Annotated in this window: 21 protein-coding genes and 4 pseudogenes; 11 read left to right on the top strand and 14 right to left on the bottom strand. The window is 66.4% G+C overall.

All coding sequences use genetic code 11. The annotated features are described in order from the left end of the window. Positions 1 to 101 precede the first annotated feature (101 nt). The 3 genes from ACFYQ5_RS28380 to ACFYQ5_RS28390 form a co-directional block, all read right to left on the bottom strand. Complete coding sequence (locus tag ACFYQ5_RS28380) at positions 102 to 1391, bottom strand: magnesium transporter (RefSeq protein ID WP_389201611.1); 1290 nt, start codon at positions 1389 to 1391, stop codon at positions 102 to 104. A gap of 63 nt (positions 1392 to 1454) precedes the next feature. Beyond that, entirely contained in the window at positions 1455 to 1838 is a 384-nt protein-coding gene (locus ACFYQ5_RS28385) for a hypothetical protein (protein WP_389201613.1), read from the bottom strand. Between the two features lie 341 nt (positions 1839 to 2179). Further along, a protein-coding gene (locus tag ACFYQ5_RS28390; RefSeq protein WP_389201615.1) for an IS5 family transposase occupies positions 2180 to 2988 on the bottom strand; the annotation gives its coding sequence in 2 pieces (ribosomal slippage) (positions 2180 to 2640 and positions 2640 to 2988; 810 coding nt in all). 184 nt (positions 2989 to 3172) lie between these two features. On the opposite strand from ACFYQ5_RS28390, the gene ACFYQ5_RS28395 reads away from it, so the two are divergent. After that, positions 3173 to 3745, top strand: a complete 573-nt coding sequence (locus ACFYQ5_RS28395) for a DinB family protein (RefSeq protein ID WP_389201617.1) — start codon at positions 3173 to 3175, stop codon at positions 3743 to 3745. A 494-nt stretch (positions 3746 to 4239) separates the two neighbouring features. After that, on the top strand, positions 4240 to 4560 hold the full coding sequence (locus tag ACFYQ5_RS28400) for a hypothetical protein (RefSeq protein ID WP_389201619.1): 321 nt from the start codon (positions 4240 to 4242) through the stop codon (positions 4558 to 4560). 116 nt (positions 4561 to 4676) lie between these two features. Here ACFYQ5_RS28400 and ACFYQ5_RS28405 read toward each other — a convergent pair whose 3' ends face one another. After that, on the bottom strand, positions 4677 to 5108 hold the full coding sequence (locus ACFYQ5_RS28405; protein WP_389201620.1) for a hypothetical protein: 432 nt from the start codon (positions 5106 to 5108) through the stop codon (positions 4677 to 4679). Positions 5109 to 5339: 231 nt separating this feature from the next. Between ACFYQ5_RS28405 and ACFYQ5_RS28410 the strand changes: the two genes are divergently transcribed. Further along, entirely contained in the window at positions 5340 to 6239 is a 900-nt protein-coding gene (locus tag ACFYQ5_RS28410) for an IS5 family transposase (protein ID WP_389201622.1), read from the top strand. Here ACFYQ5_RS28410 and ACFYQ5_RS28415 read toward each other — a convergent pair. Both ACFYQ5_RS28415 and ACFYQ5_RS28420 read right to left on the bottom strand, forming a co-directional pair. Then, positions 6199 to 6609, bottom strand: coding sequence for a hypothetical protein (locus ACFYQ5_RS28415; RefSeq protein ID WP_389201624.1), 411 nt, complete (start codon positions 6607 to 6609; stop codon positions 6199 to 6201). The genes ACFYQ5_RS28410 and ACFYQ5_RS28415 overlap by 41 nt on opposite strands. A 412-nt stretch (positions 6610 to 7021) precedes the next feature. Continuing rightward, positions 7022 to 7423, bottom strand: a complete 402-nt coding sequence (locus tag ACFYQ5_RS28420) for a winged helix-turn-helix transcriptional regulator (RefSeq protein WP_389201625.1) — start codon at positions 7421 to 7423, stop codon at positions 7022 to 7024. A gap of 42 nt (positions 7424 to 7465) precedes the next feature. Between ACFYQ5_RS28420 and ACFYQ5_RS28425 the strand changes: the two genes are divergently transcribed. The 4 genes and pseudogenes from ACFYQ5_RS28425 to ACFYQ5_RS28440 all read left to right on the top strand — a co-directional run. Then, positions 7466 to 7750: a hypothetical protein gene (locus ACFYQ5_RS28425; RefSeq protein WP_389201627.1), complete on the top strand. Its 285-nt coding sequence runs from the start codon at positions 7466 to 7468 to the stop codon at positions 7748 to 7750. Then, positions 7750 to 7908 (top strand): annotated as a pseudogene (locus ACFYQ5_RS28430) (enoyl-CoA hydratase/isomerase family protein); the annotation flags it as partial. The gene ACFYQ5_RS28425 and the pseudogene ACFYQ5_RS28430, both read left to right, overlap by 1 nt. A gap of 16 nt (positions 7909 to 7924) precedes the next feature. Further along, on the top strand, positions 7925 to 8305 hold the full coding sequence (locus ACFYQ5_RS28435; RefSeq protein WP_389201680.1) for an enoyl-CoA hydratase/isomerase family protein: 381 nt from the start codon (positions 7925 to 7927) through the stop codon (positions 8303 to 8305). Between the two features lie 276 nt (positions 8306 to 8581). Continuing rightward, positions 8582 to 8777, top strand: a pseudogene (locus ACFYQ5_RS28440) (IS5/IS1182 family transposase); the annotation flags it as partial. A gap of 10 nt (positions 8778 to 8787) precedes the next feature. Here the strand turns inward: ACFYQ5_RS28440 and ACFYQ5_RS28445 are convergent. After that, the gene (locus tag ACFYQ5_RS28445) at positions 8788 to 9729 is read right to left on the bottom strand and encodes a LysR family transcriptional regulator (RefSeq protein WP_389201629.1); all 942 of its coding nucleotides are present in this window, start codon (positions 9727 to 9729) and stop codon (positions 8788 to 8790) included. A gap of 300 nt (positions 9730 to 10029) precedes the next feature. Here ACFYQ5_RS28445 and dnaE point away from each other — a divergent pair, with 300 nt between their 5' ends. After that, on the top strand, positions 10030 to 13644 hold the full coding sequence (gene dnaE, locus ACFYQ5_RS28450) for a DNA polymerase III subunit alpha (RefSeq protein WP_389201630.1): 3615 nt from the start codon (positions 10030 to 10032) through the stop codon (positions 13642 to 13644). 198 nt (positions 13645 to 13842) lie between these two features. Here dnaE and ACFYQ5_RS28455 read toward each other — a convergent pair. The 3 genes and pseudogenes from ACFYQ5_RS28455 to ACFYQ5_RS28465 form a co-directional block, all read right to left on the bottom strand. Continuing rightward, positions 13843 to 13998, bottom strand: a pseudogene (locus tag ACFYQ5_RS28455) (IS5/IS1182 family transposase); the annotation flags it as partial. Positions 13999 to 14004: 6 nt separating this feature from the next. Continuing rightward, positions 14005 to 14778: an SDR family oxidoreductase gene (locus tag ACFYQ5_RS28460; RefSeq protein ID WP_389201632.1), complete on the bottom strand. Its 774-nt coding sequence runs from the start codon at positions 14776 to 14778 to the stop codon at positions 14005 to 14007. A 53-nt stretch (positions 14779 to 14831) separates the two neighbouring features. Next, complete coding sequence (locus ACFYQ5_RS28465) at positions 14832 to 15236, bottom strand: hypothetical protein (protein ID WP_056792618.1); 405 nt, start codon at positions 15234 to 15236, stop codon at positions 14832 to 14834. A gap of 96 nt (positions 15237 to 15332) precedes the next feature. Here ACFYQ5_RS28465 and ACFYQ5_RS28470 point away from each other — a divergent pair, with 96 nt between their 5' ends. Both ACFYQ5_RS28470 and ACFYQ5_RS28475 read left to right on the top strand, forming a co-directional pair. Next, entirely contained in the window at positions 15333 to 16367 is a 1035-nt protein-coding gene (locus ACFYQ5_RS28470) for a LuxR C-terminal-related transcriptional regulator (RefSeq protein WP_389201634.1), read from the top strand. Beyond that, a pseudogene (locus ACFYQ5_RS28475) lies at positions 16364 to 17165 on the top strand (IS5 family transposase); the annotation flags it as partial. The gene ACFYQ5_RS28470 and the pseudogene ACFYQ5_RS28475, both read left to right, overlap by 4 nt. Before the next feature lie 215 nt (positions 17166 to 17380). On the opposite strand, the gene ACFYQ5_RS28480 reads toward ACFYQ5_RS28475, so the two are convergent. After that, positions 17381 to 18082: an IS701 family transposase gene (locus ACFYQ5_RS28480; protein ID WP_389201635.1), complete on the bottom strand. Its 702-nt coding sequence runs from the start codon at positions 18080 to 18082 to the stop codon at positions 17381 to 17383. A 116-nt stretch (positions 18083 to 18198) separates the two neighbouring features. Next, positions 18199 to 18987: a class I SAM-dependent methyltransferase gene (locus ACFYQ5_RS28485; RefSeq protein WP_389201637.1), complete on the bottom strand. Its 789-nt coding sequence runs from the start codon at positions 18985 to 18987 to the stop codon at positions 18199 to 18201. Positions 18988 to 19319: 332 nt separating this feature from the next. On the opposite strand from ACFYQ5_RS28485, the gene ACFYQ5_RS28490 reads away from it, so the two are divergent. Further along, positions 19320 to 20162, top strand: a complete 843-nt coding sequence (locus ACFYQ5_RS28490) for a phosphotransferase family protein (protein ID WP_389201638.1) — start codon at positions 19320 to 19322, stop codon at positions 20160 to 20162. A 377-nt stretch (positions 20163 to 20539) separates the two neighbouring features. Here the strand turns inward: ACFYQ5_RS28490 and ACFYQ5_RS28495 are convergent, their stop codons facing one another. Both ACFYQ5_RS28495 and ACFYQ5_RS28500 read right to left on the bottom strand, forming a co-directional pair. Then, positions 20540 to 20785, bottom strand: a complete 246-nt coding sequence (locus ACFYQ5_RS28495) for an MbtH family protein (protein WP_389201640.1) — start codon at positions 20783 to 20785, stop codon at positions 20540 to 20542. 179 nt (positions 20786 to 20964) lie between these two features. Continuing rightward, positions 20965 to 21738: a hypothetical protein gene (locus tag ACFYQ5_RS28500; RefSeq protein WP_389201641.1), complete on the bottom strand. Its 774-nt coding sequence runs from the start codon at positions 21736 to 21738 to the stop codon at positions 20965 to 20967.

Below are 21738 nucleotides of genomic sequence, written 5' to 3' on the forward strand. Positions count from 1 at the left end.
GAGAACAAGGACGAGATCCGACGTGAGAGCGATGCTCAGAACGAAGGCGAACAGGGCGCCGGGCAGCAGGCCGAGGGCGCCTCGTTGACGCAACCACCAGATCATCCCGGTCGGCCACCCTGACAGGAGAGCCGGAGCTGTTCGACGTACCAGAGCTTCTGTTCGTTCAGCGGAAGGCCGCCGACCCTGTCCATCTCCGCGAGGAGCTGTTGCTTGCTGTCCCCGATCCGGAACGACTGCGATTCACGCGAAAGCCAGGCAAGGTAGTCATCGGCCACCCCCATGGTCCGGGCGGCCCAGAGAGTGCCGTAGTGCAAGGTGTTCCAGTCCGGGGTCTCGCAGGGCATTCCCACGACGTCGATGGCCACGTCAGCCCAGGAGACACCGTCAGGTCTCCCGGCCGCAAGGTTGAGTGTCCACCTCTCCCCCCCGGTGTCCGGCAGCTGAGGGCTGGATACCGTGATGTCGGTGATACGCGTGGGGATTTTCGCAATGATCGCGTTGTCCCGCAGACTCGCTGTCATGTCGGAAAGTGCGGCTTGAGTGTCTCCGAGGTCTTGGGAACCCGCGGAAGGCATGCACACCTCCGGTGCGCGGCCCTCACAGGTGACCGGCGCCAGCCCCTTGGCGGCGGGAGCGAAAGAGGTCCACTCGCGGGTGATGCCGTAGGCACCCAGCAGGCCACTGCCGGCGATCACGAGGGACAACGCGACAGCACCGGCACGAATACGCCGGGGGCCGATCGCCAGGACGAAGGCGAGAGCGAGACAGACCGTCGGCACCACGGCGGCGACCGTCATGGGGAGGGAATACGCCTCACCGAAGGTCATCAGACCGATGGCCCCGGTCACGTGGTGCGCCCAGAAACTGCCCGTGCCCAGAGGGAAACTGATTCCCACGAACACGGCTATGGATATGAGCGGCGCGGAGTACAACGCGTGGAGGCGTCGCCCGAGGAGGAATCCGATGATTGCGTGGGCGGTGAGAAGGACCACGACCACACCGAACAGGTGCAGCACGTACACGTCGGGAGCGACTCCGGCGATCCACAGTGCGCCCGCCGTGATGGCGGCCATCAGGGTAGCCAGAGTGAGCACGACGATGAGAATAGGCTGGACAGCCACGCGCAGTTCGGAACGTGCGGGCCCCATCTCCCACACACCGAGGGCTCGCAGCCGCGTCGCCTCCACCGCGGCCAGTCCCGCAGCGGCTGCGGCGGCCAGAGGAACGGGTGCGTGGATGGCGAAGGACACGGCCTCGGCCGGCCAGGGAAGTGCGGCGAAATGACTCATCCTCCCCTTGGTCGCGAAAAAGACGTAGGCGAAGAAGAAGCCGGTCACCGGCAGAGCCAGCACAGCGGCGTGGGTGCGTAGGGCACTGAAGAAGCGCATGGAGCCTCAAGGAAAGATATACGGGGCGGGCCGCCGCACAAGATGCGCAGCGGCCCGCCGAGATCAGTCGGCCTTGGTCGTGTCCACGACGATTTTCCTGACAGTTACCACGCAGCTGAGGCATGGAGCGTCTGTCTCGAAGTAGTACGTGGCGTACGGAAGGCCTGACTGTGTGTCGGCGCTGACGGCGTCTGTACCATTGAAACAGTTGGTGAACCTGAACTTGTCACGGACGATATCCGAGCCCAGCGTGACCAACTGCCAGCGCTCGACCTGGATCCACTTGTCCGTCGACCCGGTGTAGCAGTCCTTGAACTTAATCTCGTTGTAGGACTCGTCGACCCATTCCCGTGACATGTCGTTGTCACCCCACACGGTGGGCGCGTTCGTCTCCCAAGCCCATGCAGTCGGGCTGGCGGCGAGCGTGACTACCGCGGCAGTCGCCATGACTACCCCGGCGTTGCGCAAGCGTATTCCGAGCAACAGAAAAACCTCCCGTCCATTCGGTTGACGAGGCCCCCCCTCGAAGTGAAAACCGAACAGTCGTGCGACTCTAGCACCGGTGTAGTGCACTGTAAGTCATTTTTTCGATCAACTCACTGCGTTCTGCGATCAGTACTCCAACAGTAGTTCGTGCTTGAGCGCCAGGCAGGAGCCCTCCAGGAGCCAGGAGCCAGGAGCCAGGAGCTCGGGCGTGCGGTCGTACGGTCGTACGGATCGCCGGGCGCGGTGAGACGGGCCCGCCCGGCCGGGCCCGGGCAACTGGCGAACCGTGCTGAGAAGTCATCTCATTTGGCAAGTCTGCGGTAGCAGATGAGGGTGCAGGCGATGCTGGTGAAGGCCAGGAAGTGGTCGGCCTTGCGTTCGTAGCGGCGGTGGAGCCGTCGGCAGCCGGCAAGCCAGGACATGGTGCGTTCGATGGTCCAGCGGTGTCGGCCGAGTCGCTGCGAGGTCTCGATGCCTTTGCGGGCGATGCGGTGCCGGATTCCGCGCCCGGATAGCCATTGCCACAGGTGGCGGTAGTCGTAGCCCTTGTCGGCGTGGAGCTTTCCTGGTCGGCGTCGCCGGGGACCTCGGCGGGCGCGGATAGGCGGTATGCCCGTCACGAGCGGGATAAGGGCTTGGCTGTCGTGAACGTTGGCCCCGGAGATTGCGACGGATACGGGCAGACCGGTCTGCTCGGTGATCAGGTGGATCTTCGACCCGTACTTGCCCCGGTCAACAGGATTCGGAACCGTCAGGTCCCCCTCTTCAAGGCCCGCATGTTCACCGAGTCGATCGCGCACCTCGACCAGTCCAACTCGCCACGGGAACCGAGTTCGTCGAGGACCAGGCGGTGGAGATTCGCCCACACCCTGGCCTTCGGCCATTCTGAGAACCGCCGGTGGGCAGTCGCACCAGACGGACCGAACGACGACGAAGGCAGCTGCTGCCAGGTACAACCCGACGTGGCCACGAAGACGATCGCGGCCAGCACTTCCCGGTCGCCGTGCCGACGCCGACCACCGCCCTGCGGACGCGACGGCGCCTCCGGCACCACCCGCTGGAACAACTCCCACAACTCGTCCGGCACCAGCCGCTCAACGATCCCCACCATGACTCACAGAATACCGAGTCGTCCAAATGAGATGGCTTCTAAATATGAGCCACATAGCAGGTCAGGACACTTCGAAGAGTGAACCGACCGTACGGCGTGATGGCCAGGCTTCGGCTCTGCCGGTCGTCGCGCTCCACGTACGAAATTTTGAGGCCACGAGCAGCCCATGGCAGGCTCATGCCGCATGATCGACGAATTCGCGAAGGACAACCTGCACGGCAGACTGCGGCGGGACCGCGAGGCGCTGCTCTGGAAGCTCGACGGTCTGTCCGAATATGACGCCCGCCGACCTTTGACAGTGACCGGGACCAACCTCCTCGGCCTGGTCAAACACGTGGCCGCCGTCGAGGCCAGGTATTTCGGCGAGGTCTTCGACAGGCCGTCCCCGGAACCGCTGCCCCGGTGGCAGGACCACGACGGCAGCGATCTGTGGGCAGCCGCGGACGAGACGCGCGATCAGATCATCGAGTTCTACCGGTGCACGTGGGAACACTCAGACGCGACGATCGACGAGCTTGCCCTCGACGCCCCCGGCCACGTGCCGTGGTGGCCGGAGCCTTATTCCCACACGAACCTGTTCGCCATCCTGGTCCACGTTCTCGGCGAGACCAACCGGCATGCCGGGCACGCCGACATTCTGCGCGAAGGCGTCGATGGCCGAACCGGGATGCGCCCCGAACACGAGAGGCAGATTGACGAGGACGCCCGCACCGCCTACTGCGCGAAGATCGAGCAGGTCGCCAGATCGGCCGCATGAGTCAAGGCTTGGAAGGCTGTCCGACGCGCCTTGGTGTGCGAGCGCATGATGTCGGTGAGCGCTGATCTGTCGATGCGTCTGGACCGAGGTCGGCCTGTGGCGTCGGCTGCATCGGGCGGTGCTGGACGAACTCGAGGTCCGGGGCGAGGTGGACTGGACCTCGGCGATCGTCGACGCGGCTTCCGGTCGCGCCCAAAGGCGGAATCGCTGACGGGACCGAACCCGGTCGATCGCGGCGAGAAGGGCAGCGAGCTGCACGTGCTGTCCGATGCCCAGGGCATCCCGCTCACCGTCGACGAGTCAGGTGCGAACATGTACGACAGACAGTCTTGCCCGCAAGTCGCTCATCCTCGGCATCCCCGCCGTGGTCCCGCAGGGGACCACGGCGGCATCGGCCCGTCAAACTTCGCGCGGACAACGGCCTCGGGACTGGTAGGCCCATATGTTGAGGTGTCGCGTATCCCTCGGTCAGGTCAACCGTGGTGTCACTGTGTGTGGTCGCCGAAGGTGCCGTCATCTGCTGGCACAAGACCACGGTCGTCCGATGCCTGTATGTCATCCCGTACCATCCGCTGGTGATATCCCGTCTTTTCTCCACGCCGCGCTGCCGAGTCACAGCTGTGCTCACAGTGATGGCCGCCGTCATCGCGTTCGGGGCGTGGGCGCTGTGGCCGGTCTACGACTCGTCGTGCGTCGTCTACTCCGGGGCCTACATCCCTATCAATGCGCCGAAGGCCGAAACCGACGCCGTCATGCAGCGGGCTTACGACAAGGACCTCGCCGACGGTGCGTGCGGTCCCAAGCGGGCGCTGTGAGCTTCTGCTGCTGGCGTAGGGCAGGTGCTGGCGGGACTGGATGTCGCGGCGTCGACGACCTTGCGTACTGACCGCTGGCTGTTCATATCTCTGCATGGACGCCCGCAGCACCTGCTTCACCACAGGAACCTGAGCGTGGTGGCCATGAGGAGGAACAAGAACCCCCACAGAATGATCGGGCCGGACGCCCCCTTGAACCTCACAACCCCGAAGAACTCCATTTCGATCTTGTCGAACCGAGCCTCCAGGAGGACCACCAGGATGAAGGCGAGTAGCGCGATCGATGGGAGGCCGACCAGGGCGGCAAAGTGCCCTTCAAGAAGCTCCATGATCCATGGATCCTGATTCCACAGGGCTTTGAGGATGGGGACGAGAACCGCACCCGCCCCGATCGTCGCAAATGTCACACACAGCGCAAAGATCATGTTACGGCGTCGAGCGGCATGTTTGTCCAACGCGGCTGAATTCATGCCGGGAGCATCGGGCGACGTGGAGACTTGGTTATGCTGCGGCACTTCCTCTCGTCGTGCTGAAGGTGTCTGTGACATACGGCAATAGTGGAGCGTCCTCACCCAATTTTCCAGGGCGCCCTAACCTCCTTCTGTTGTAAGTCAGTTGACGTTGACAGACGCAATCATTGCAAGGAGGCCAGCAGTCGTATGATCTGCCCTGCCTTCCCGAACCGATTGGGCGATACAGTCATCAACCTACGTTCCGTCCTCTGAGACCGCGTTTGAGATCTGCCGTGTCCTGTGGCTGGTGGGGTCGTTGAGTTCACCGTGAGTGATGTTGGGGGTGGGTATCCGTCGGACCTGACGGATGGGCAGTGGGCTTTGGTGGAGCCGTTGCTGCCGCCGGCGCGGGTGGGGCCGAAGGGTGGTCGGCGGGAGAAGCATCCGCGGCGGCGGATCGTGGACGCGATCTTCTACGTGGTCCGGACCGGGTGTTCCTGGCGGCAGCTGCCGAAGAACTTCGCTCCGTGGCCGACGGTGTACTGGTACTTCACCTGGTGGCACGACGACGGCACCGTCGAGCGCATCCACGACGCCCTGCGCGACCGGGTTCGCGAGGCCGACGGACGCGACGCGGAGCCGAGCGCGGGCCTGATCGACTCGCAGTCCGTCCGCACCGCCGACACCGTCCCCGCCGACACCAGGGGCTTCGACGCGGGCAAGAAGGTCAAGGGCCGCAAGAGGTTCATCGTCACCGACACCCTCGGCCTGCTCCTGGCCGTCCATGTCGTCGCGGCGAGCGTCCAGGACCGCGACGGCGCGAAGCGGCCACTGCTGTGGACCCGCCTCGACCACCCCGGCGTCAAGAAGGTCTGGGCCGATCAGGGCTTCGCCGGCCGCTTGGTCGACTGGACCGCCCAAATCCTCGGCCGCAACCTGGAGATCGTCCGCAAAGCCCCCGACCAGCGCGGCTTCCAGGTCCAGCCCAAGCGGTGGGCGGTGGAACGCACGTTCTCATGGCTCACCGCCCACCGACGCCTTGCCCGCGACTACGAAACCAGCCCCGCCCACTCCGAGACCATGATCCGCTGGGCCATGATCGGCATCATGGTCCGCAGGCTCACACGTGGCCGACCCGCCACACGATCAGGCCCACGATCGGTCTGTCGCGCTGAGGTGTACGGGCTCAACCGCGGTGCGGCCGAAGGCTCTCCGCTGATTTCATGAACGCAATCACCAGGGAGTCCGACTCTGGTGCGATGTAGTCGTACGTCGGGGAGTCGACGTGGCAATGATCGCTTGCATCCGCCTCGGAGGCGAAGCCCTCAAGGTTATCGGCGAGGAGGTCAAGAGCTTCCCGTCCTCCCTGGATCCTCAGGGTTTGGGCTTCCGTGACGATCGAAACGGTGGCCCGCTCCGGATCCTCCCGCAACGCGATCTCGGACAGCGACCTCTCGTAGGGAAAGGGGCGCCGGTTCTCCGAGAGATCACAGCTCCCGGCCTTCCCCCGTAGTAGCAGCCCGAAGGCCAGCAGCCCTTGGCGCGTCCCAGAGAGCTCAAGCTCTCCGGTGTCCCCGCTGAACAGAACCTGCAACATCACATCCCCTCCGACCTGCCGAGCGTACCGATCACCGCGACGGGCGTGCAGGCCCTTCGGCCTCGGTCGGATCTACCGCCCTACAGCAGATCTCAAACGCGGTCTGACATCGGAACCTTCGGCAGTCGTTGTTGATCAACTGCTGGGAGATCCGGGGTGCCGGTCGAGTTTTTGACGGATGAGCAGGCCGCTCGTGATGCGTCCGCGGCCGGCGTTGCTCGTGGGCTGTCCCCGTGCCCGTTGCTGGGCCCTTCACCGGGTGTGGTGCTCGTCGTCGTGGTCCTCTCGGTCGGGTCTCAGACGGTCAATTCGGGACCAGCGACCTCCAGACATGGCTCTCCCAACGCGCAGACACGTACTCCCCGTGCGTGCGCTCGACCTTGCCTCGCCGACGGCTGACGCGAGCCACCAGCTAAAGGGTGTTCGCGCCTTCGTCAAATGCCTCCCTGTGTCGTTCGACTTCGGGGAGGTGATCGGCGGTCCAGTCGCGCAGGATCGAGAAGGGCTCCTCAAGCGTGCGACCCAGCGGCGTGATCCGGTACTCCACAGCAACGGGGCGTTGCGTCAGTACCCGGCGCTCGACGAGGCCGTTGCGTTCCAATCGTCGCAGTGCCTGCGTCAGCGATTTCTGAGTGACCCCATCGAGCTCTCTCTTGAGCTCGTTGAAGCGTCGCGGCTGCCGGCACAACGCGGCCAGCAGCAGTTGACCCCACTTGTCCAGCAACTGATCCAGGAGCTCGCGCCGCGGGCCGACGATGGTCTCGTGACCGGCCCGATCTTCGTGGATACCAGGTTGCGTTGAAGTACCTGCCATGTGCCAGGTGTATCAGAGATACCGTCAACCCGAAGGAATCTCATGACCGAACAGTCCCTGCCCAGCCTCAATGTGAAGCGCCAGGACGGAGTGCTATGGGTCTCGATTGATGTTCCGCCCGTCAACCTGATGACGGCGCAGCTCATGCTCGACCTGGACGCCGTCGCTGCATCGGCCGAGAATGATCCCGATCTGTACGTCATCGTGGTCCAGAGCACCAATCCGGAGTTCTTCTTGGCACACGGCGACCTGTCATTCGTGGAGACCCCGCGAGCTACGCCGCCCTCCCGATCGCGGAGGAGACGCTTGTCGGGACGGGCCCGATGATGCGGCTTCATGAACGCTGGCGGCGTCTGCCTCAGACCACCATCGCCAAAGTCGCGGGACTCGCCCGTGGCGGTGGATCCGAACTGGTCTCCAGCCTGGATCTGCGATTCGCGGCCCTCGAGACTGCGGCGTTCGGCCAGTTCGAGACACTGACCGGCATCATCCCTGGAGCCGGTGCGACTGCCCACCTACCCCGCCTCGTGGGTCGCGCTCGCTCTCGAGATCGTGCTGACAGGCGGGCTCGTCGACGCGGCGACTGCCGAGCGGTGGGGATGGGTGAACCGAGCTCTGCCCGCCGCAGAACTGGACGATTATGTCGAGTGGGTCGCACTGACCATCGCGACTCTGCCCGACGGTGTCCGCGCCGCGGCTACCGAAGCAATCGACGGCACGCTCGAAGACGCACTGCGCGCGGAAGACCGCCTGCTCGGCGAAACGTTCACCCCGGCGTCTGGAGAGCTTGCCCGGGCAGCACTCGCGGCCGGGGTTCACACGCGCGAGGTGGAGTTGGACATCGAAGAGGTGCTGCGCGCCAACCTCGTCCGACATTCGTAACGAGTCGCCCCGCACGGGTGGAGTGGAGAAGTTGTCCATACGGTCCGTTTGGTAATTCGGGTCGAATGACCGTACGGGCCGCCTCCAACTCTGTGAAGCACCCCACCTGAGAGGTCACGCTCGCCTCTACTGTTTGATCACGTACGGTAACCGCCAGAGGTGGTTCGGTGGAGAACTCGCGACAGTTGAACGCGCGAGCCCATCGGTACCGAGGCCGGACAAGGCGTACTTCTCCGTCGAACAACTCAGCCGGCTGCGCAAGCTGGGCTCGTGGCGCGCATCGCGCGGCCAGGCATCGAGTCCGGCGAACGCCTTGGTCGGCACCCGCTGGAAGATCGAGCGGTCGATCACTCGGCTCTTCGGCTACCACCGCCTGACCATCCGATACGAACGAAAGGGCTCGCGCTTCTTCGCCTTCCTCGGCCTGGCCGCTGCCCGGACCTGCCACGAGAGGCTCGTGAATCGTGCCACGCACGATGCCCCTAACTCGGAGGGTGCTGAGCCCACTTCGGTGTCCAGATATCGCCTTCGGGGCGTCCGGGGTATGCGGAGCTGAGGTGGGTGCGGAGCGCGGTGAGGGCAGGGTGCGGGTTATCGGTGCGCCAGAGCAGTGAGTGCGGGTAGACCGGGATCGGGCTGTGTAGGGGGATACGCCTCAGGTCATGGCCGGCGGGCCAGACGAGCGGGGTCTGCTCGCTGACGAAGGTCGCCAGCGTCGAGGAGCTTGCGATCGTGTCGAGGAGGGGCTCGATGCCGAAGTCGGGGCCGATCGAGTCGATGGTGAGCCCGAACACGGTGGCGAGTTCGTCGTAGTAGGCGGCCCACTCGGTTCCGGGGACGTTGCCGGGCATCCAGATCCGACGCCCGGCGAGCTGGGCGGGGGTGACCTTGCGAGCGGCAGCGAACTCGTGGGCCGGTCCGGTGAACAGATGGAGAGGCTCGTCGAGGACCGGGGTGGCCTCGATGCCGTCGGGGAGTTGTCGCCCGGGCATGGTGACGGCGCGGAAGGTCGCGTCGATCGTTCCGGAGCGGATGGCGGCTATGGCCGCCGCGGAGTCCAAGAGGGTCACCACGTCGAGCTCGATGCCGGGGTGCGCGCGATGGAAGTCACGCAGCAGTCCTGCCAGGGAGAGCTGTCGGCCGATCACGTCGACCCGTAGCGGGCGGGTGCCTGGCCGTACGGAAGCGGCTGCCCGCTCCTCGGCTTGGAGGAGAGCCCGGGCGTGGGGCAGGAACGCCTGGCCGTCGATCGTCAGCCGGGCCCCCCGCGCTGTGCGGCTGAACAGTTGCACGCCGAGGTCCTTCTCCAGCACGGCGATGCGCTTGGAGACGGCCTGCGGGGTGATCGACAGGCTGGTGGCGGCTTCTTGGAACTGTCCCTCGTCCACGGCGGTGACGAAGGTGTACACGGCAGTGAGGTCCACGCCGGCCATCCTAGGTGATCAACCGTTGGTTGAGTCATAAGGGTGAAATGGTTGTTTGATTCCCGTGCGCACTGGCCGCTTTGATGTCTCTGGTCAACGTGTGGTGTTGCGGGATGGTGCGACAGGGGCGATTGCCCAGGCAGGGTCGATCCTGCTGGTCACCCCGTGCACGCGATCACACCTCGATGGACCGAGCAGCCCGCCCATCTGCCGATGCCGATGCGGCCGGTCGCTGGCAAGGCCACCATCGCGGCTCCGGCCGGGGTGGGGCTTCCTACTCGCCGCGGAGGCAACTCACCCGTGCCGGATTCTTTTGTCCACCTGCACAATCACACCGAGTATTCGATGCTGGACGGTGCTCAGAAGCTGCAGCCGATGTTCGGCGAGGTGGCCCGGCAGCAGATGCCTGCGATTGCCATGAGCGATCACGGCAACATGTTCGGCGCCCATGAATTCGCGCAGGTCGCGAAGGGCTTCGAGGGCATCACGCCGGTCATCGGCATCGAGGCGTACGTAGCGCCTTCCTCCCGTTTCGGCCGGAAGCAGGAGTTCTGGGGGCCGGGAGGCCGCCGCGCCGTGAGCGATGACGGTGAGGGCTCGAAAGACGTCTCGGGTGGCGGTCGTTTCACCCATATGACCATGTGGGCTCGGAACGTGCAGGGCCTGCGGAACCTGTTCTGGCTCAGCACGCAGGCCAGCTATGAGGGACAGTTCCCGGTCGGTAAGCCGCGCATGGACCGCGAGCTGATCGCTGAGCGGCCGGAGGGCATCATCGCCACCACCGGTTGCCCCTCCGGCGAGATCCAGACCCGGCTGCGGCTGAACCAGTACGACGAGGCGAAGGCCGTTGCTGCGGCTTACCAGGAGGTCTTCGGCCGCGAGAACTACTTCCTGGAACTGATGGACCATGGCCTGGACATCGAACGCAACGTCCGCGACGGCCTGTTGCGGCTGGCTACAGAACTGAGCATCCCTCTCCTGGCCACCAATGACGCGCACTACGTCACCGAGGACCAGGCCGACGCCCACGACAGCCTGCTGTGCATCGGTGTCGGCAAGAACAAGGATGACCCGAAGAGATTCCGCTTCAACGGCTCCGGCTACTACCTCAAGACCGCCGCCGAGATGCGCAGACTCTTCTCGGAACTTCCCGAAGCCTGCGACAACACCCTGCTGATCGCCGAGCGCGTCGAGTCCTATGACGAGGTCTTCGACTACGTCGACGAGATGCCACAGTTCCCGGACGTTCCCGAGGGGGAAACCCAGGAGTCGTGGCTGCGGAAGGACGTCCTCGCGGGCCTGGCGACGCGCTACGGGAACCCGGTTCCCCAGCACGTCCTGGACCGTTTCGAAACCGAGATGACGGTCATCGGCCCCATGGGTTTCAGCTCCTACTTCCTCGTCGTGGCGGACATCTGCCGCCACGCCCGGGAGAACAGGATCCCCCTCGGCCCGGGCCGAGGCTCTGCCACCGGCTCCATCGTGGCCTACGCCACTCGCATCACCGAACTGTGCCCTCTGGAGCACGGCCTGCTGTTCGAACGGTTCCTCAACCCCGAGCGCATCAACCCTCCGGACGTGGACCTCGACTTCGACGACCGCCGGCGCGACAGAATGGTCCGCTACGTCACCGAGAAGTACGGCGACGAGTACACCGCCATGGTGAACACGTTCGGCAGGATCAAGGCCAAGAACGCGACCAAGGACTCCTCACGCATCCTGGGCTACCCCTACTCCCACGGTGAGCGGATCACGAAGGCGCTCCCGCCGGACCAGAACGGCAAGTCAGCCTCGCTGGCAGCCGTCTTCGACCCCTTTCACGAGCGGTACGGCGAGGCCGGCGAGCTCCGGCAGATGTATGACAGCGAGCCGGACGTGAAGCGGGTCATGGACACAGCGCGGGGAGTGGAGGGCCTGACTCGCGGTACCGGTGTGCACGCCGCTGCGGTGATCCTGTCCAAGACGAAGCTGACCGACCGTATCCCGCTGCACATGCGTGCCTCGGACGGCGTGAAGATCACCGGGTTCGACTACCCGTCGTGCGAGGCGATGGGCTTGATCAAGATGGACTTCCTGGGGCTGAGGAACCTGGGCGTCATCGATCAGGCCATCGAGAACATCCGCGAGAACCGTGGCATCAACCTGGCCACCGTGGACCCCCTGGACGGCGACCCCTCCACCGTCGTGATCCCGTTGGACGACGCCAAGACGTACCAACTGCTGGCCGAGGGCAATACGTTCGGTGTGTTCCAGCTCGACGGCGGCGGCATGCGGGTTCTACTGAAACAGATGGAGCCCACCCGGTTCGAAGACATTGCCGCGGTCAACGCCCTCTACCGGCCCGGCCCCATGGCGGCGAACGCACACACCAACTACGCGCACCGTAAGACCGGCCGCCAGGAGATCACCCCGATCCACCCCGAGCTGCGCGACGCCCTGGAGCCGATCCTCGGCAACACCTTTCATCTGCTCGTCTACCAGGAGCAGATCATGGCCATCGCCCGGGAACTGGCCGGGTACACCCTCGGCGGCGCCGACCTGCTGCGCCGTGCGATGGGCAAGAAGAAGCCGGAGGTGCTGGCCGCCGAGTGGGACAAGTTCCACGACGGCATGCGGGGCAACGGATTCAGCGAGGAAGCCATCAAGGCGCTGTGGGACGTCATGCTTCCGTTCTCCGGCTACGCGTTCAACAAGTCCCACACCGCCGGCTACGGCCTCGTCTCCTGCTGGACCGCCTACCTCAAGGCGAACTACCCGGCCGAATACATGGCCGCCCTGCTCACCTCGGTGGGCGACGACAAGGACAAGGCCGCGATCTACCTCGCCGACGCCCGCAAGAACGGCGTCCGAGTCCTCCAGCCCGACGTGAACGAGTCCGTCGCAGAGTTCACCGCCGTCGGTGACGACGTGCGGTTCGGACTGCGGTCCGTACGCAACGTCGGTGACAACGTCATCGAGGCCATCGTCGCTGCCCGCCGCAGTAAGGGGAAGTTCACTTCCTTCCCCGACTTCCTGGACAAGGCCGACCTGCCCGCACTGAACAAGAGGGCCGTCGAATCCCTGATCAAAGCGGGCACTTTCGACTCCCTGGGACATGCGCGCAAGGGCCTGACCGTCATCCACGAAGACGCCATCGACGCCATCATTCCCGTGAAGAAAGCAGCAAGCTTCGGTCAGGACGACCTCTTCGCCGATCTCAGCGGCGAAGGCAGCGACGGACCGGCCTTCGGCCTGGACTTCCCCATCGACGACGCCGAGTGGCCCCGCCGCCAGCTTCTGGCAACCGAACGCGAGATGCTGGGCCTGTACGTCTCCGCCCACCCACTGGACGGCGCCGAGCACATTCTCACCGGAGCCCGGGACTGCTCCATCGCCGAACTTCTCACCTCCGGCCGCACCACCGGAGACATCCAGCTCTCCGGGCTGATCACCGGCGTCCAGCTCAAAATGACCAAACAGGGCAACGCGTGGGCCGTCGTGAACCTCGAAGACCGCGACGCCGACATCGAGGTCCTCTTCTTCCCTGCCTCCTACCAGCTCGTGCAGCACGCGCTGGCCGAGGACAACGTCATCTCCGTCAGAGGCAAGATCGAAGACCGCGACGGTACGGTGAACATCTTTGGCAGAGAACTGACGATGCTGGACGTTTCCTCGGCCGAGCACGGCGGGAAACCTCCCGTACGACTTCAACTCCCCGCCCACCGGGTCACGGAGCGGTCCGTGAGCGAACTGAAGAGAATCCTCGCGGCCCACCCGGGCGACAGCCCAGTCCGTCTCAGTGTCCGTGGCACACGGAAAACCACCGTCTACGCCCTGCAAGCCAGGGTGAACGCCACCACCATCGCCTCCGACGTGAAAGGCACGTTCGGAGCTGAAGCGTGGGCGGGAGGAAGTGGTCACCGAGACCAGCTTTGACAACCAAGTCGGTCGCGCGAGGCCCCTTCGGATGACGAAGAACGCATGCCACTGCTTCGCCACGAGGCAGTGGCCGAGTAGCGGCACCGCACCATGATCGCCTGTCCCGGCTTCACCGGGACCTTCGCGGTGCGACCGCGACCGGGACCACGACGCCCGCGCCCGGGCCGAAACCCGCCTAGGTGTATTGAGTTCCGATCAATGGGTGGCTCGGGTGAGGTCCTTGAGGCAGATCATCGAGGCGCGTAGGTGGAGGCCGGCGAGGTAGCTGTCGGGAGACTTGTCGTACCGGGTGGCGATGCCACGCCAGGCCTTCATCTTGTTGATCAGCCGCTCGACGGTGTTCCTCTCCCTAGCACGTCAGAGGGCCATGCCTCCCGTTGCGTCGATGACCTGGCCGGTTACCCAGCGTGCGTCGTCGGAGGCGAGGAAGGCCACGATGTCGGCCATGTCTTCCGGCCGCCCGATCCGGCCGAGGGCGGCAAGAGACGCCGCTTGCGCCTCGGCATGCGGATCGCCCAGCAGGGTGGACGCGCTGGCATCGGTGAGGACGGTTCCGGGGGCCACCGAGTTGACCGTGATGCCCCGGGGGCCCAGCTCCTTGGCGAGGGCGAGACTGAAGTTGTCCAGGGCTCCCTTGGTGGCGCCGTAGGCGATCATTCCCGGCGTGGCCAGGCGGGCCACGGAGCTGGAGATGTTGATGATCCGGCCCCCGTCGCGCAGGCGCGGCAGTCCCTGCTGCGTGACGAAGAACGGTGCACGCACGTTCACGGCGAAGACCTTGTCGAAGGCGTCCTCGGTCAACGACTCCAGGGATGCGAAATCCCCGATGCCGACGTTGTTGACGATGATGTCGAGCTTCCCGTCGGGCACGTGCTCCGTGCCCGCGGCGTCGAAGGCGGCCCAGAGGCGGGCCGCGTCGCCGCGTTCGCCCAGCCCCGCCTGGAGTGCGAAGGCCCGTCCTCCGTTCTTGCGGATGTTTTCGACGGTCTCGCTCGCCGCCGTCTCGTCGCGGGCGTAGGTGACGCCGACGGCGGCGCCGTCCTGGGCGAGCCGCTCCGCGATCGCCCGGCCGATGCCCCGGCTGCCGCCGGTGACCAGTGCGACCTTGTCCTCGAGTGCTCTTGCAGACATGGCGGAAGACCGCCTCCCGTTCATCGAATCGTCTCTTGAGTGCTATGGAGCGCCTAGACCAGCGGCTTGTGTTCGGGCCACCACCGCTGGACGGCTTCGACAGCCGTCGTCGGGCTGACGTTGAAGCAGAGCTTCGCGCCGGGTGCCAGCTCGTGGGTGGTGTTGACCAGCACCTCCAACAGCGGGGTCAGCTCCGGGTCCAGCCGGACGCCGGCGCCGATCAGCACGATGTCGTAGTCCTTGGCGGTCAACGCGGCGCGAAAGACCGCCTCGGCCGTGCGGCCGTAGTCGAGCAGGCAGACATCGACACTGAGGCCGAGCTCCTCGAGCCGAGCCCGGCCCGCGGCCATTCCGGCCCGGACCGCCTCGGCGTCGATTTCAGGGAACGCCGCCCGTGACGAGGGCGCGTCGTCCACCAGCGCTGGATCCAGTCCGACGTTGAGCATGGACGGGGACATGTCGGTGTACCTCCGGTGACCTGGGGTTTCTCGGAACCACGGTAGGCGCCTGGAGGTCGGGCGGCCCTCCCACATTTCTGGGATACCGTGGCAAGGGTGAGTTCCCCGATGGTCCGGCGCGAGACCGTGCGCGACATCGAGGCGATCTGCCGTCTCGACCTCGACTCCCGAATACTGCGCCGCCGGATCGCCGACCGGCTGACACGCCTCATCCCGGCCGACTCCTACTGCTTCAGCACGATCGACCCGATGACGCTGCTGACCGCCGACCAAGTCAGCGCCGGGCTCGTACCGGAGGCGGCCGCGGCCGCCGCGCACAACGAGTACCTGGTGGACGACGTCCTGAAGTTCGCGGCGCTGGTCCGCTCCGAGGTGTCCGCGGGCACGCTCGGTGCGGCCACCGGCGGTGATCCGGAATCCAGCCACCGCTACCGGACCGTGCTGCCGATGATCGACGCACGGCACGAGCTGCGGGCGGGCTTCGTGGTGGACGGCCGCTGCTGGGGCGTCGTCGCCCTCTTCCGCGGCGGCCGGCGGCCCGACTTCACCCCGGCCGACGTCGGCGTCCTGCGGCGGCTGTCCGCCCCGGTCGGTACGGCCCTGCGCCGGGCCGCCCACCGGGCACCCGACGACACCGCTGCGGGCCCGTCCGAGGCCGGAGTGCTCCTGCTCGACCAGGACTTGCGGCTGTTTTCGGAGAACCTGGCCGCGAAACTCTGGCGGGACGAGCTGGGCCCGTCGCAGGCGGAACTGCCGTCCGCGATCCTGGAGGTGGCCGCACGGGGAAGAGGCGCTGAGCTGCCGGCGTACGGACGCATCCGCGGCCGCTCGGGCCGGTGGCTCTCCGTCCAGGCCTCGCCGCTGAGTGGTGGCCCGCACCCGGCGGCCATCGCCGTGACGGTACATCCGGCGCCGGCCGCCGACGTGGCCGAGATACTGCTGCTCGCGTACGGGCTTACACCGCGCGAGCGGGACGTGCTGGCGCGAGTCGTCGCCGGTCTGCCGTCGCGGACCATCGCCGTGGAACTGCACATCACCGCGGCGACCGTGCAGGACCATCTGAAGAGTGTGTTCGCGAAGACCGGTGTCCGCAGCCGCAGCGAACTGGTGGCGACGGTCCTGGGCCTGTGACCGGACGAGTGATTACTCAATGGGAGTTCATCGAGTCCTATCTGCCGATCGGCCGGTTCGGGACGTATCCCGAGCGGTTGCGGCAGCAGTTCGAGGGGGTGATCTGGCGGTTCAGGACCGGTGGGCAGTGGCGGGAGATGCCGGCTGAGTTCGGTGCCTGGCCCACCGTGCACAACCGCTTTAGGCAGTGGCGCGACGCGGGCGTCTTCCAGGCCCTGCTGGAGGGGCTGATCGCGGAGGCGGCCCGGCGGGACGAGGTGGACCTGTCCCTGGTCAGTATCGACTCCACCACCGTGCGCGCCCACCAGGACGCGGCCGGCATGCACCTGAGCCCAGACGTCCTCACCGCGCTGGAGAAGGCCGCGGCCGAAGAAAAAGCCAGGTCAAAGGGGGCGACAACAACGGACGAACCGGACAGGACATCGACCCCGGACGGCAGGAGCGGCGCCGCGTCCGGCGCCGGCACCGGCTGCGGCTGAAGGCCGCTTCGCTGGGCCGCTCCAGGGGGGGCAGACCAGCAAGATCCACCTCGCCGGCGACCGCAGGTGCCGCCCGCTGGTGCTGCTCCTGACCGCCGGGCAGGCCGCCGACAGCCCTCAGTTCATCCCCGTCCTGAACCAGATGCGCGTCCGTCTGCCCGTGGGCCGTCCGCGCACCCGGCCGGACGCCGTGGCGGGCGACAAGGCCTATTCCTCCCGTGGCAACCGCGCCCACCTGCGCAAACGCCGCATGCGTGCGGTCATCCCGGAGAAGAAGGACCAGCTGGCCAACCGCAAGAAGAAACAGGGTCGCGGTGGTGGGTGACCAGCACAGGTAGAAGGCGAGTTCGCCGGTGGTCCGGTTGCGGCGGATCAGCAGGTGGCGGTGGCTTCCGGCGCCAATGTGGATCCAGGCCCAGTCGTAGTGGCGGTAGCCTTTCGCGCCTCTTCCGGCGCTGTGTCGTTGCCAGGCCGTGGCGGGCAGGTGCCCGGCGACGGTGTCCGCGCGGACTGTGGTGCGGCCGTGGTTGATCCTCACCCGGGCCGAACAGGCGACGGCCAGCACGTAGCCGGTGCCGCGTGCTTCCAGGACGGTCCGCAGGTGGGGGCCTGGCCGTAGGCTTCGTCGCCGGTCACCCAGGAGGCGGCGATCCCGGCGTCCAGCGCGGCGGTATTCATCTCCCCGGCCAGGCGGGGCTTGGTCGCGAACTCCACCGTCTCGGGTATTCCTGTCTCACAGCGGCGCTCGGGATCGGTGCTCCAGGAATGCTCGGGCAGGTAGAGCCGGCGGTCGATCAGGGCCCGGCCCCGGGGGGTGGCCAGGGCGAGGAACACGCCGACCTGGGCGTTCTCGATGCGTCCGGCGGTGCCCGTGTACTGCCTCTGCACTTCCGCCGAGGACCGGCCCTTCTTCAGGAAAGCGGTCTCGTCGACGACGAGAACAGCATCGTCGGTGCCGAGGTGTTCGGCGGCGTAGGAACGCAGGTCGTCGCGGACCGCATCGGCGTCCCATCGGGCATACCCCAGCAGACGCTGCAGGGGCCCGGGCCGCTTATGCCCCGCTCGTTCGGCCAGCTGCCGGCAGTTCTTCCGCTCGACGCCCGTCAGTAGCCCGAGCAGGTAGGAACGGGCCGCCGCCCGGGGCTCAACGCGCCCGAACGTGCCCGCGATCCGGGCCATGACCTGGTCGAACATCGCCCGCCATCGGTCAGGGTCTCCGCTATGGCCTGCGGCCACCGCACGATCTTCGGGAGTCCACACAACCCTTGATCATCTCGCGGCGGCCGCTCGCGTCAGGCGCTGCCGTACTGGCCGTCGTCGCCTGGGCCAGGGCGAGACTGCACACCGGAGTACTAATCCGCTTGCAGTACGAAGAACAGGAAGCACAGGAAGCGCGGCTCGGCCGCGATGGCCTCGGGGAACAGCTCGCGGGCGGCGGGATCAGGCTCCGGCTCGCTGATGACCGTAATCCGGAAACCGGCCCCGGTGAAAGCCTCGATCATTGCGTGCAGCGGCCTGTTCCAGCGACTCACCAGGGTGGTCTGGCCGCCCATGCTCCACTCCACGGTCCAGTTGGTGGTGTCGAAGTAGTCGCACTCGGCCTCGCTACCGGCCTCGCGGTGAATGAGGTTGACGGCAAAGGGATGGTCGACAGACGCGATCAGCCGACCGCCGGGCCTGAGTACGCGTCGCAGCTCGGCCAGCGCCGGCCCCCAGTCCTCCAGGTAGTGCAGCACCAGGGACGCTACTACATCGTCGAACGCGTCATCAGGGTAGGGAAGCGGGCCGCCCAGGTCCGCCACCTGCAGGTCCACACCGTCGCCGAGCCGCTGCCGAGCCAGCTCCAGCATCCCGGCACTCGAGTCGAAGCCACTCACAATGGCGCCACGGTCGCGCAGCGCGGCAAACAGGGCCCCCGAGCCACAGCCGGCGTCGAGGATCCGCCGGCCAGCCACGTCTCCAGCGAGGGCCAGCATCGCGGGACGCTCGTAGTAGGCATTGACCAGGTTGGTTTCGTTCGCGGCTGTGTACGCCTCGGCGAAGCTGCTGTAGTCGTTGACCTTCGACGAATCCACACTCACCGAGGACGGTGAAACCAGCCTGGTGGAAAACGCGTGCTCTTGGTGCTCACTTGAGGTCATGGTGCGGGAGACGTGTGCTGCAACAGTTCGGTTCCTGGCCCGACCATCAATATGTCTGCCCACAGAGCCCGCCTGCAACTGCGGCTCGACTCAACGACATTCGGGCAGGTCCGCGCGCAGTCGACCCGCACATGATCACGAAACAACACTGGAGTACTAGGTTCGTTGTCAAGCACCTTGACCGGATGACAGGGCGCCTGGCTTCACCGCCCGAGGACACGGACGATCGACTCACACGCCGACAACTTCCCGAACACGGGCAGGAGAGCCCTGACCAGACCGCCCGGTCGACCCCGGACGTGTAGGTGTACTCAACGATGAGGGAGGACGGTATGGAGCCGTCGGAACTTCGCCGCGCAGTTGAAGCAGGACGGGCGACCGCTTCCGAGCTGGGACTTCAGGTCGACGATGTGGTCGTCATCCACAACTCGGACCGCGTCGCGCTGCGCCTGGTCCCTTGCGATGTTCTGGCTCGGGTCGCGCCCTCGGGGCAGCTGGCTGATTCCGAGTTCGAAGTAGGGGTTGCGCGCCATCTCGCCGCTGTCGACGCGCCGGTGGCTGGGCTCGACCCTCGGGTCGACCCTCGGGTCCAGGTGCGTGATGCCTTCGCCATCTCGCTGTGGACCTACTACGAACCTGTGGGATCAGAGATCGCGCCGGCCGACTACGCGGACGCGTTCATGCGGCACCATGCCGCCCTGCGTCAGATCGCTCTGGACGCACCGCATGTCACCGATCGAGTCGCCAGGGCACTGCGAGAGGTGAACGACCGGGGGCAGTCCCCCGAGCTGCCCGATTCCGACCGAAAACTCCTCCGCGACACACTCAGTGGTCTGAGCGCCGCGATCAGCATCGACGAAGCCGGGGACCAGTTGTTGCACGGCGAGCCGCATCCGGGCAACGTCCTGAACACAAAGAGAGGGCCGCTTTTCGTGGACCTCGCCACGTGCTGCCGTGGACCGATCGAGTTTGACCTCGCCCATGCACCCGAGGAAGTGGGAAAGCACTATGCGGGGGCTGACCACGACCTGATTCACCGGTGCCGCGCCCTGAACTGGGCGATGTTCTCGGCCTGGCGCTGGCGCCGGAACGACCAGATGCCTGACCGGGATCACCGGAGAGTGGAGGGGCTCCACCAGGTTCGTGCCGCACTTGATCGCTGCGGGCTGGGCTGAACTTCGAGACGGAGGAGCTGCTGGGCCGGTCCCGATCCGCTGTGCCGAATGTGGCATCCCGACACGGTGCAGCGGTCGGACCGGCCAGCTCGAGAGCCCCTCCCCGCGCCCACGGCAACGACCCGGACACGGACCAGTCACAGGATCGGCCGGCTGCGCACCGACGAAGCTCCTGGCAGACGGGGTTCTCGACCAAGAGCACCCGTGTCTGCCAGGAGCTTCGTGTGCTTGTCCACCTCGGGACGCGGTGGCGACGCCTTCCCGCCTCGTGACCGGTCCTGCTCGCCCTGCCCCACGTGTGGTGCGGTGACACCTACGTCCAGCCGGCCGCCGGGTCCCCGGCACCAAGATCGCGGCTGTCCACCGCTACATACGTTTCACCCGTCACTTCCGCGTGGCTGCTGACCGTTGGCCGGCCGGTCCATGGCACGGGCCAGGCTCGCGGGGCGCATGTCCGTCCAGTTCTCCTCGATGAAGGACAGACAGGCGTCCCGGGAACCGGCTGGATGTGCCACGCGCCACCCCTCGGGCTCCGGTACGAACTCCGGCCAGAGTGAATGCTGGTTCTCCTCGTTCACCAGGACGAGATACGTGCCGTTCGGGCCGTCGAAAGGGTTCGACATGCTGTTCCACTCCGTTGTCGTATAGAGGCTCGCGTGGCTCGAACGCCGGACGAGCGGACGAGTCAGGTGAAAAGCGCCATGGCAGCACCAGTCCCTCTCGCGTCGGTGCAGGCCGCACCGGGCTCACGCGTCGGGCCGGACGCGGACGAGGGGCAACCGTGAGCCGGTACGCGGCGGGGTCAGCGGGGCGTGCTGTCGTCCGGTGCGGTGACGCCGGCGCAGGTGTCGGCCGGGCTCTTGGACTTGGCGAGGAAGATGGTCTGCGCCATCATCCGGTACCCCGACATTTCCTCGCGCAGGGTCTCGATGGACTCCTCAGGGTGTACCGAGTCGATCACCGCGTGCGGGCCCACCGCGTTGAACTGGTGCGAGACGCCGCGCGGTATCTGCATGTCGACCCAGGAGTTCGGCGGCACGATCACGTTGTGCCGGTCCCGGTGCACCCCGGCGGGTGTGTCGGGCAGCACGTCGGTGAAGGTGGTCAGCGGTCCGGTCCAGCCCGGCGCCGCGGAACGCACGGTGATCGGGGACAGGCCGGAGACCCGGATCGTGGTCTCCGGGCCGGTCATCATGCGGACGAACCGCAGCCCGGTGTGCAGGTGCATGCGTGAGCAGATGCCGCGTTCGATGGTGTCGTAGAAGTCCATCAGGTAGCGGTCGGCGAAGTACCCCTCGAAGGGGGGCTCCAGCATGTAGACGTCCCCTTCCTCGAATTCCTGCGCCTGCTTGAGCCGGCCGGGTGGAGTGGGGTGCGTCCGCTCCTCGCGGTGTGCCGACCGGACCAGACCGGCGAGGGCCTCGACCACGGTCAGGGCGACGTCCGGCGGCAGTTGCACCACCGGGGTCAGCCGGTTGCGGTCGGGGTCCTGGTGCCGACGGAGGTCGAGGATCTCGTCCTCGTGATCGGGGGACTGCTTCATACGGCCGGTCGTCTGGGTGGTCTCGTGGCTCAT

Origin of the sequence: Streptomyces sp. NPDC005794 (assembly GCF_042871445.1) — a bacterium.
Taxonomy (GTDB): Bacteria; Actinomycetota; Actinomycetes; order Streptomycetales; family Streptomycetaceae; genus Streptomyces.

What these genes read in the sequence shown, in the direction of transcription:
- ACFYQ5_RS28380 (WP_389201611.1), bottom strand. Translation starts at nt 1,391, where the DNA reads ATGCGCTTCTTCAGTGCCCTACGCACCCACGCCGCTGTGCTGGCTCTG.
- ACFYQ5_RS28385 (WP_389201613.1), bottom strand. Translation starts at nt 1,838, where the DNA reads ATGGCGACTGCCGCGGTAGTCACGCTCGCCGCCAGCCCGACTGCATGG.
- ACFYQ5_RS28395 (WP_389201617.1), top strand. Translation starts at nt 3,173, where the DNA reads ATGATCGACGAATTCGCGAAGGACAACCTGCACGGCAGACTGCGGCGG.
- ACFYQ5_RS28405 (WP_389201620.1), bottom strand. Translation starts at nt 5,108, where the DNA reads ATGTCACAGACACCTTCAGCACGACGAGAGGAAGTGCCGCAGCATAAC.
- ACFYQ5_RS28415 (WP_389201624.1), bottom strand. Translation starts at nt 6,609, where the DNA reads ATGTTGCAGGTTCTGTTCAGCGGGGACACCGGAGAGCTTGAGCTCTCT.
- ACFYQ5_RS28420 (WP_389201625.1), bottom strand. Translation starts at nt 7,423, where the DNA reads ATGGCAGGTACTTCAACGCAACCTGGTATCCACGAAGATCGGGCCGGT.
- ACFYQ5_RS28425 (WP_389201627.1), top strand. Translation starts at nt 7,466, where the DNA reads ATGACCGAACAGTCCCTGCCCAGCCTCAATGTGAAGCGCCAGGACGGA.
- ACFYQ5_RS28460 (WP_389201632.1), bottom strand. Translation starts at nt 14,778, where the DNA reads ATGTCTGCAAGAGCACTCGAGGACAAGGTCGCACTGGTCACCGGCGGC.
- ACFYQ5_RS28465 (WP_056792618.1), bottom strand. Translation starts at nt 15,236, where the DNA reads ATGTCCCCGTCCATGCTCAACGTCGGACTGGATCCAGCGCTGGTGGAC.
- ACFYQ5_RS28485 (WP_389201637.1), bottom strand. Translation starts at nt 18,987, where the DNA reads ATGACCTCAAGTGAGCACCAAGAGCACGCGTTTTCCACCAGGCTGGTT.
- ACFYQ5_RS28490 (WP_389201638.1), top strand. Translation starts at nt 19,320, where the DNA reads ATGGAGCCGTCGGAACTTCGCCGCGCAGTTGAAGCAGGACGGGCGACC.
- ACFYQ5_RS28495 (WP_389201640.1), bottom strand. Translation starts at nt 20,785, where the DNA reads ATGTCGAACCCTTTCGACGGCCCGAACGGCACGTATCTCGTCCTGGTG.
- ACFYQ5_RS28500 (WP_389201641.1), bottom strand. Translation starts at nt 21,738, where the DNA reads ATGAGCCACGAGACCACCCAGACGACCGGCCGTATGAAGCAGTCCCCC.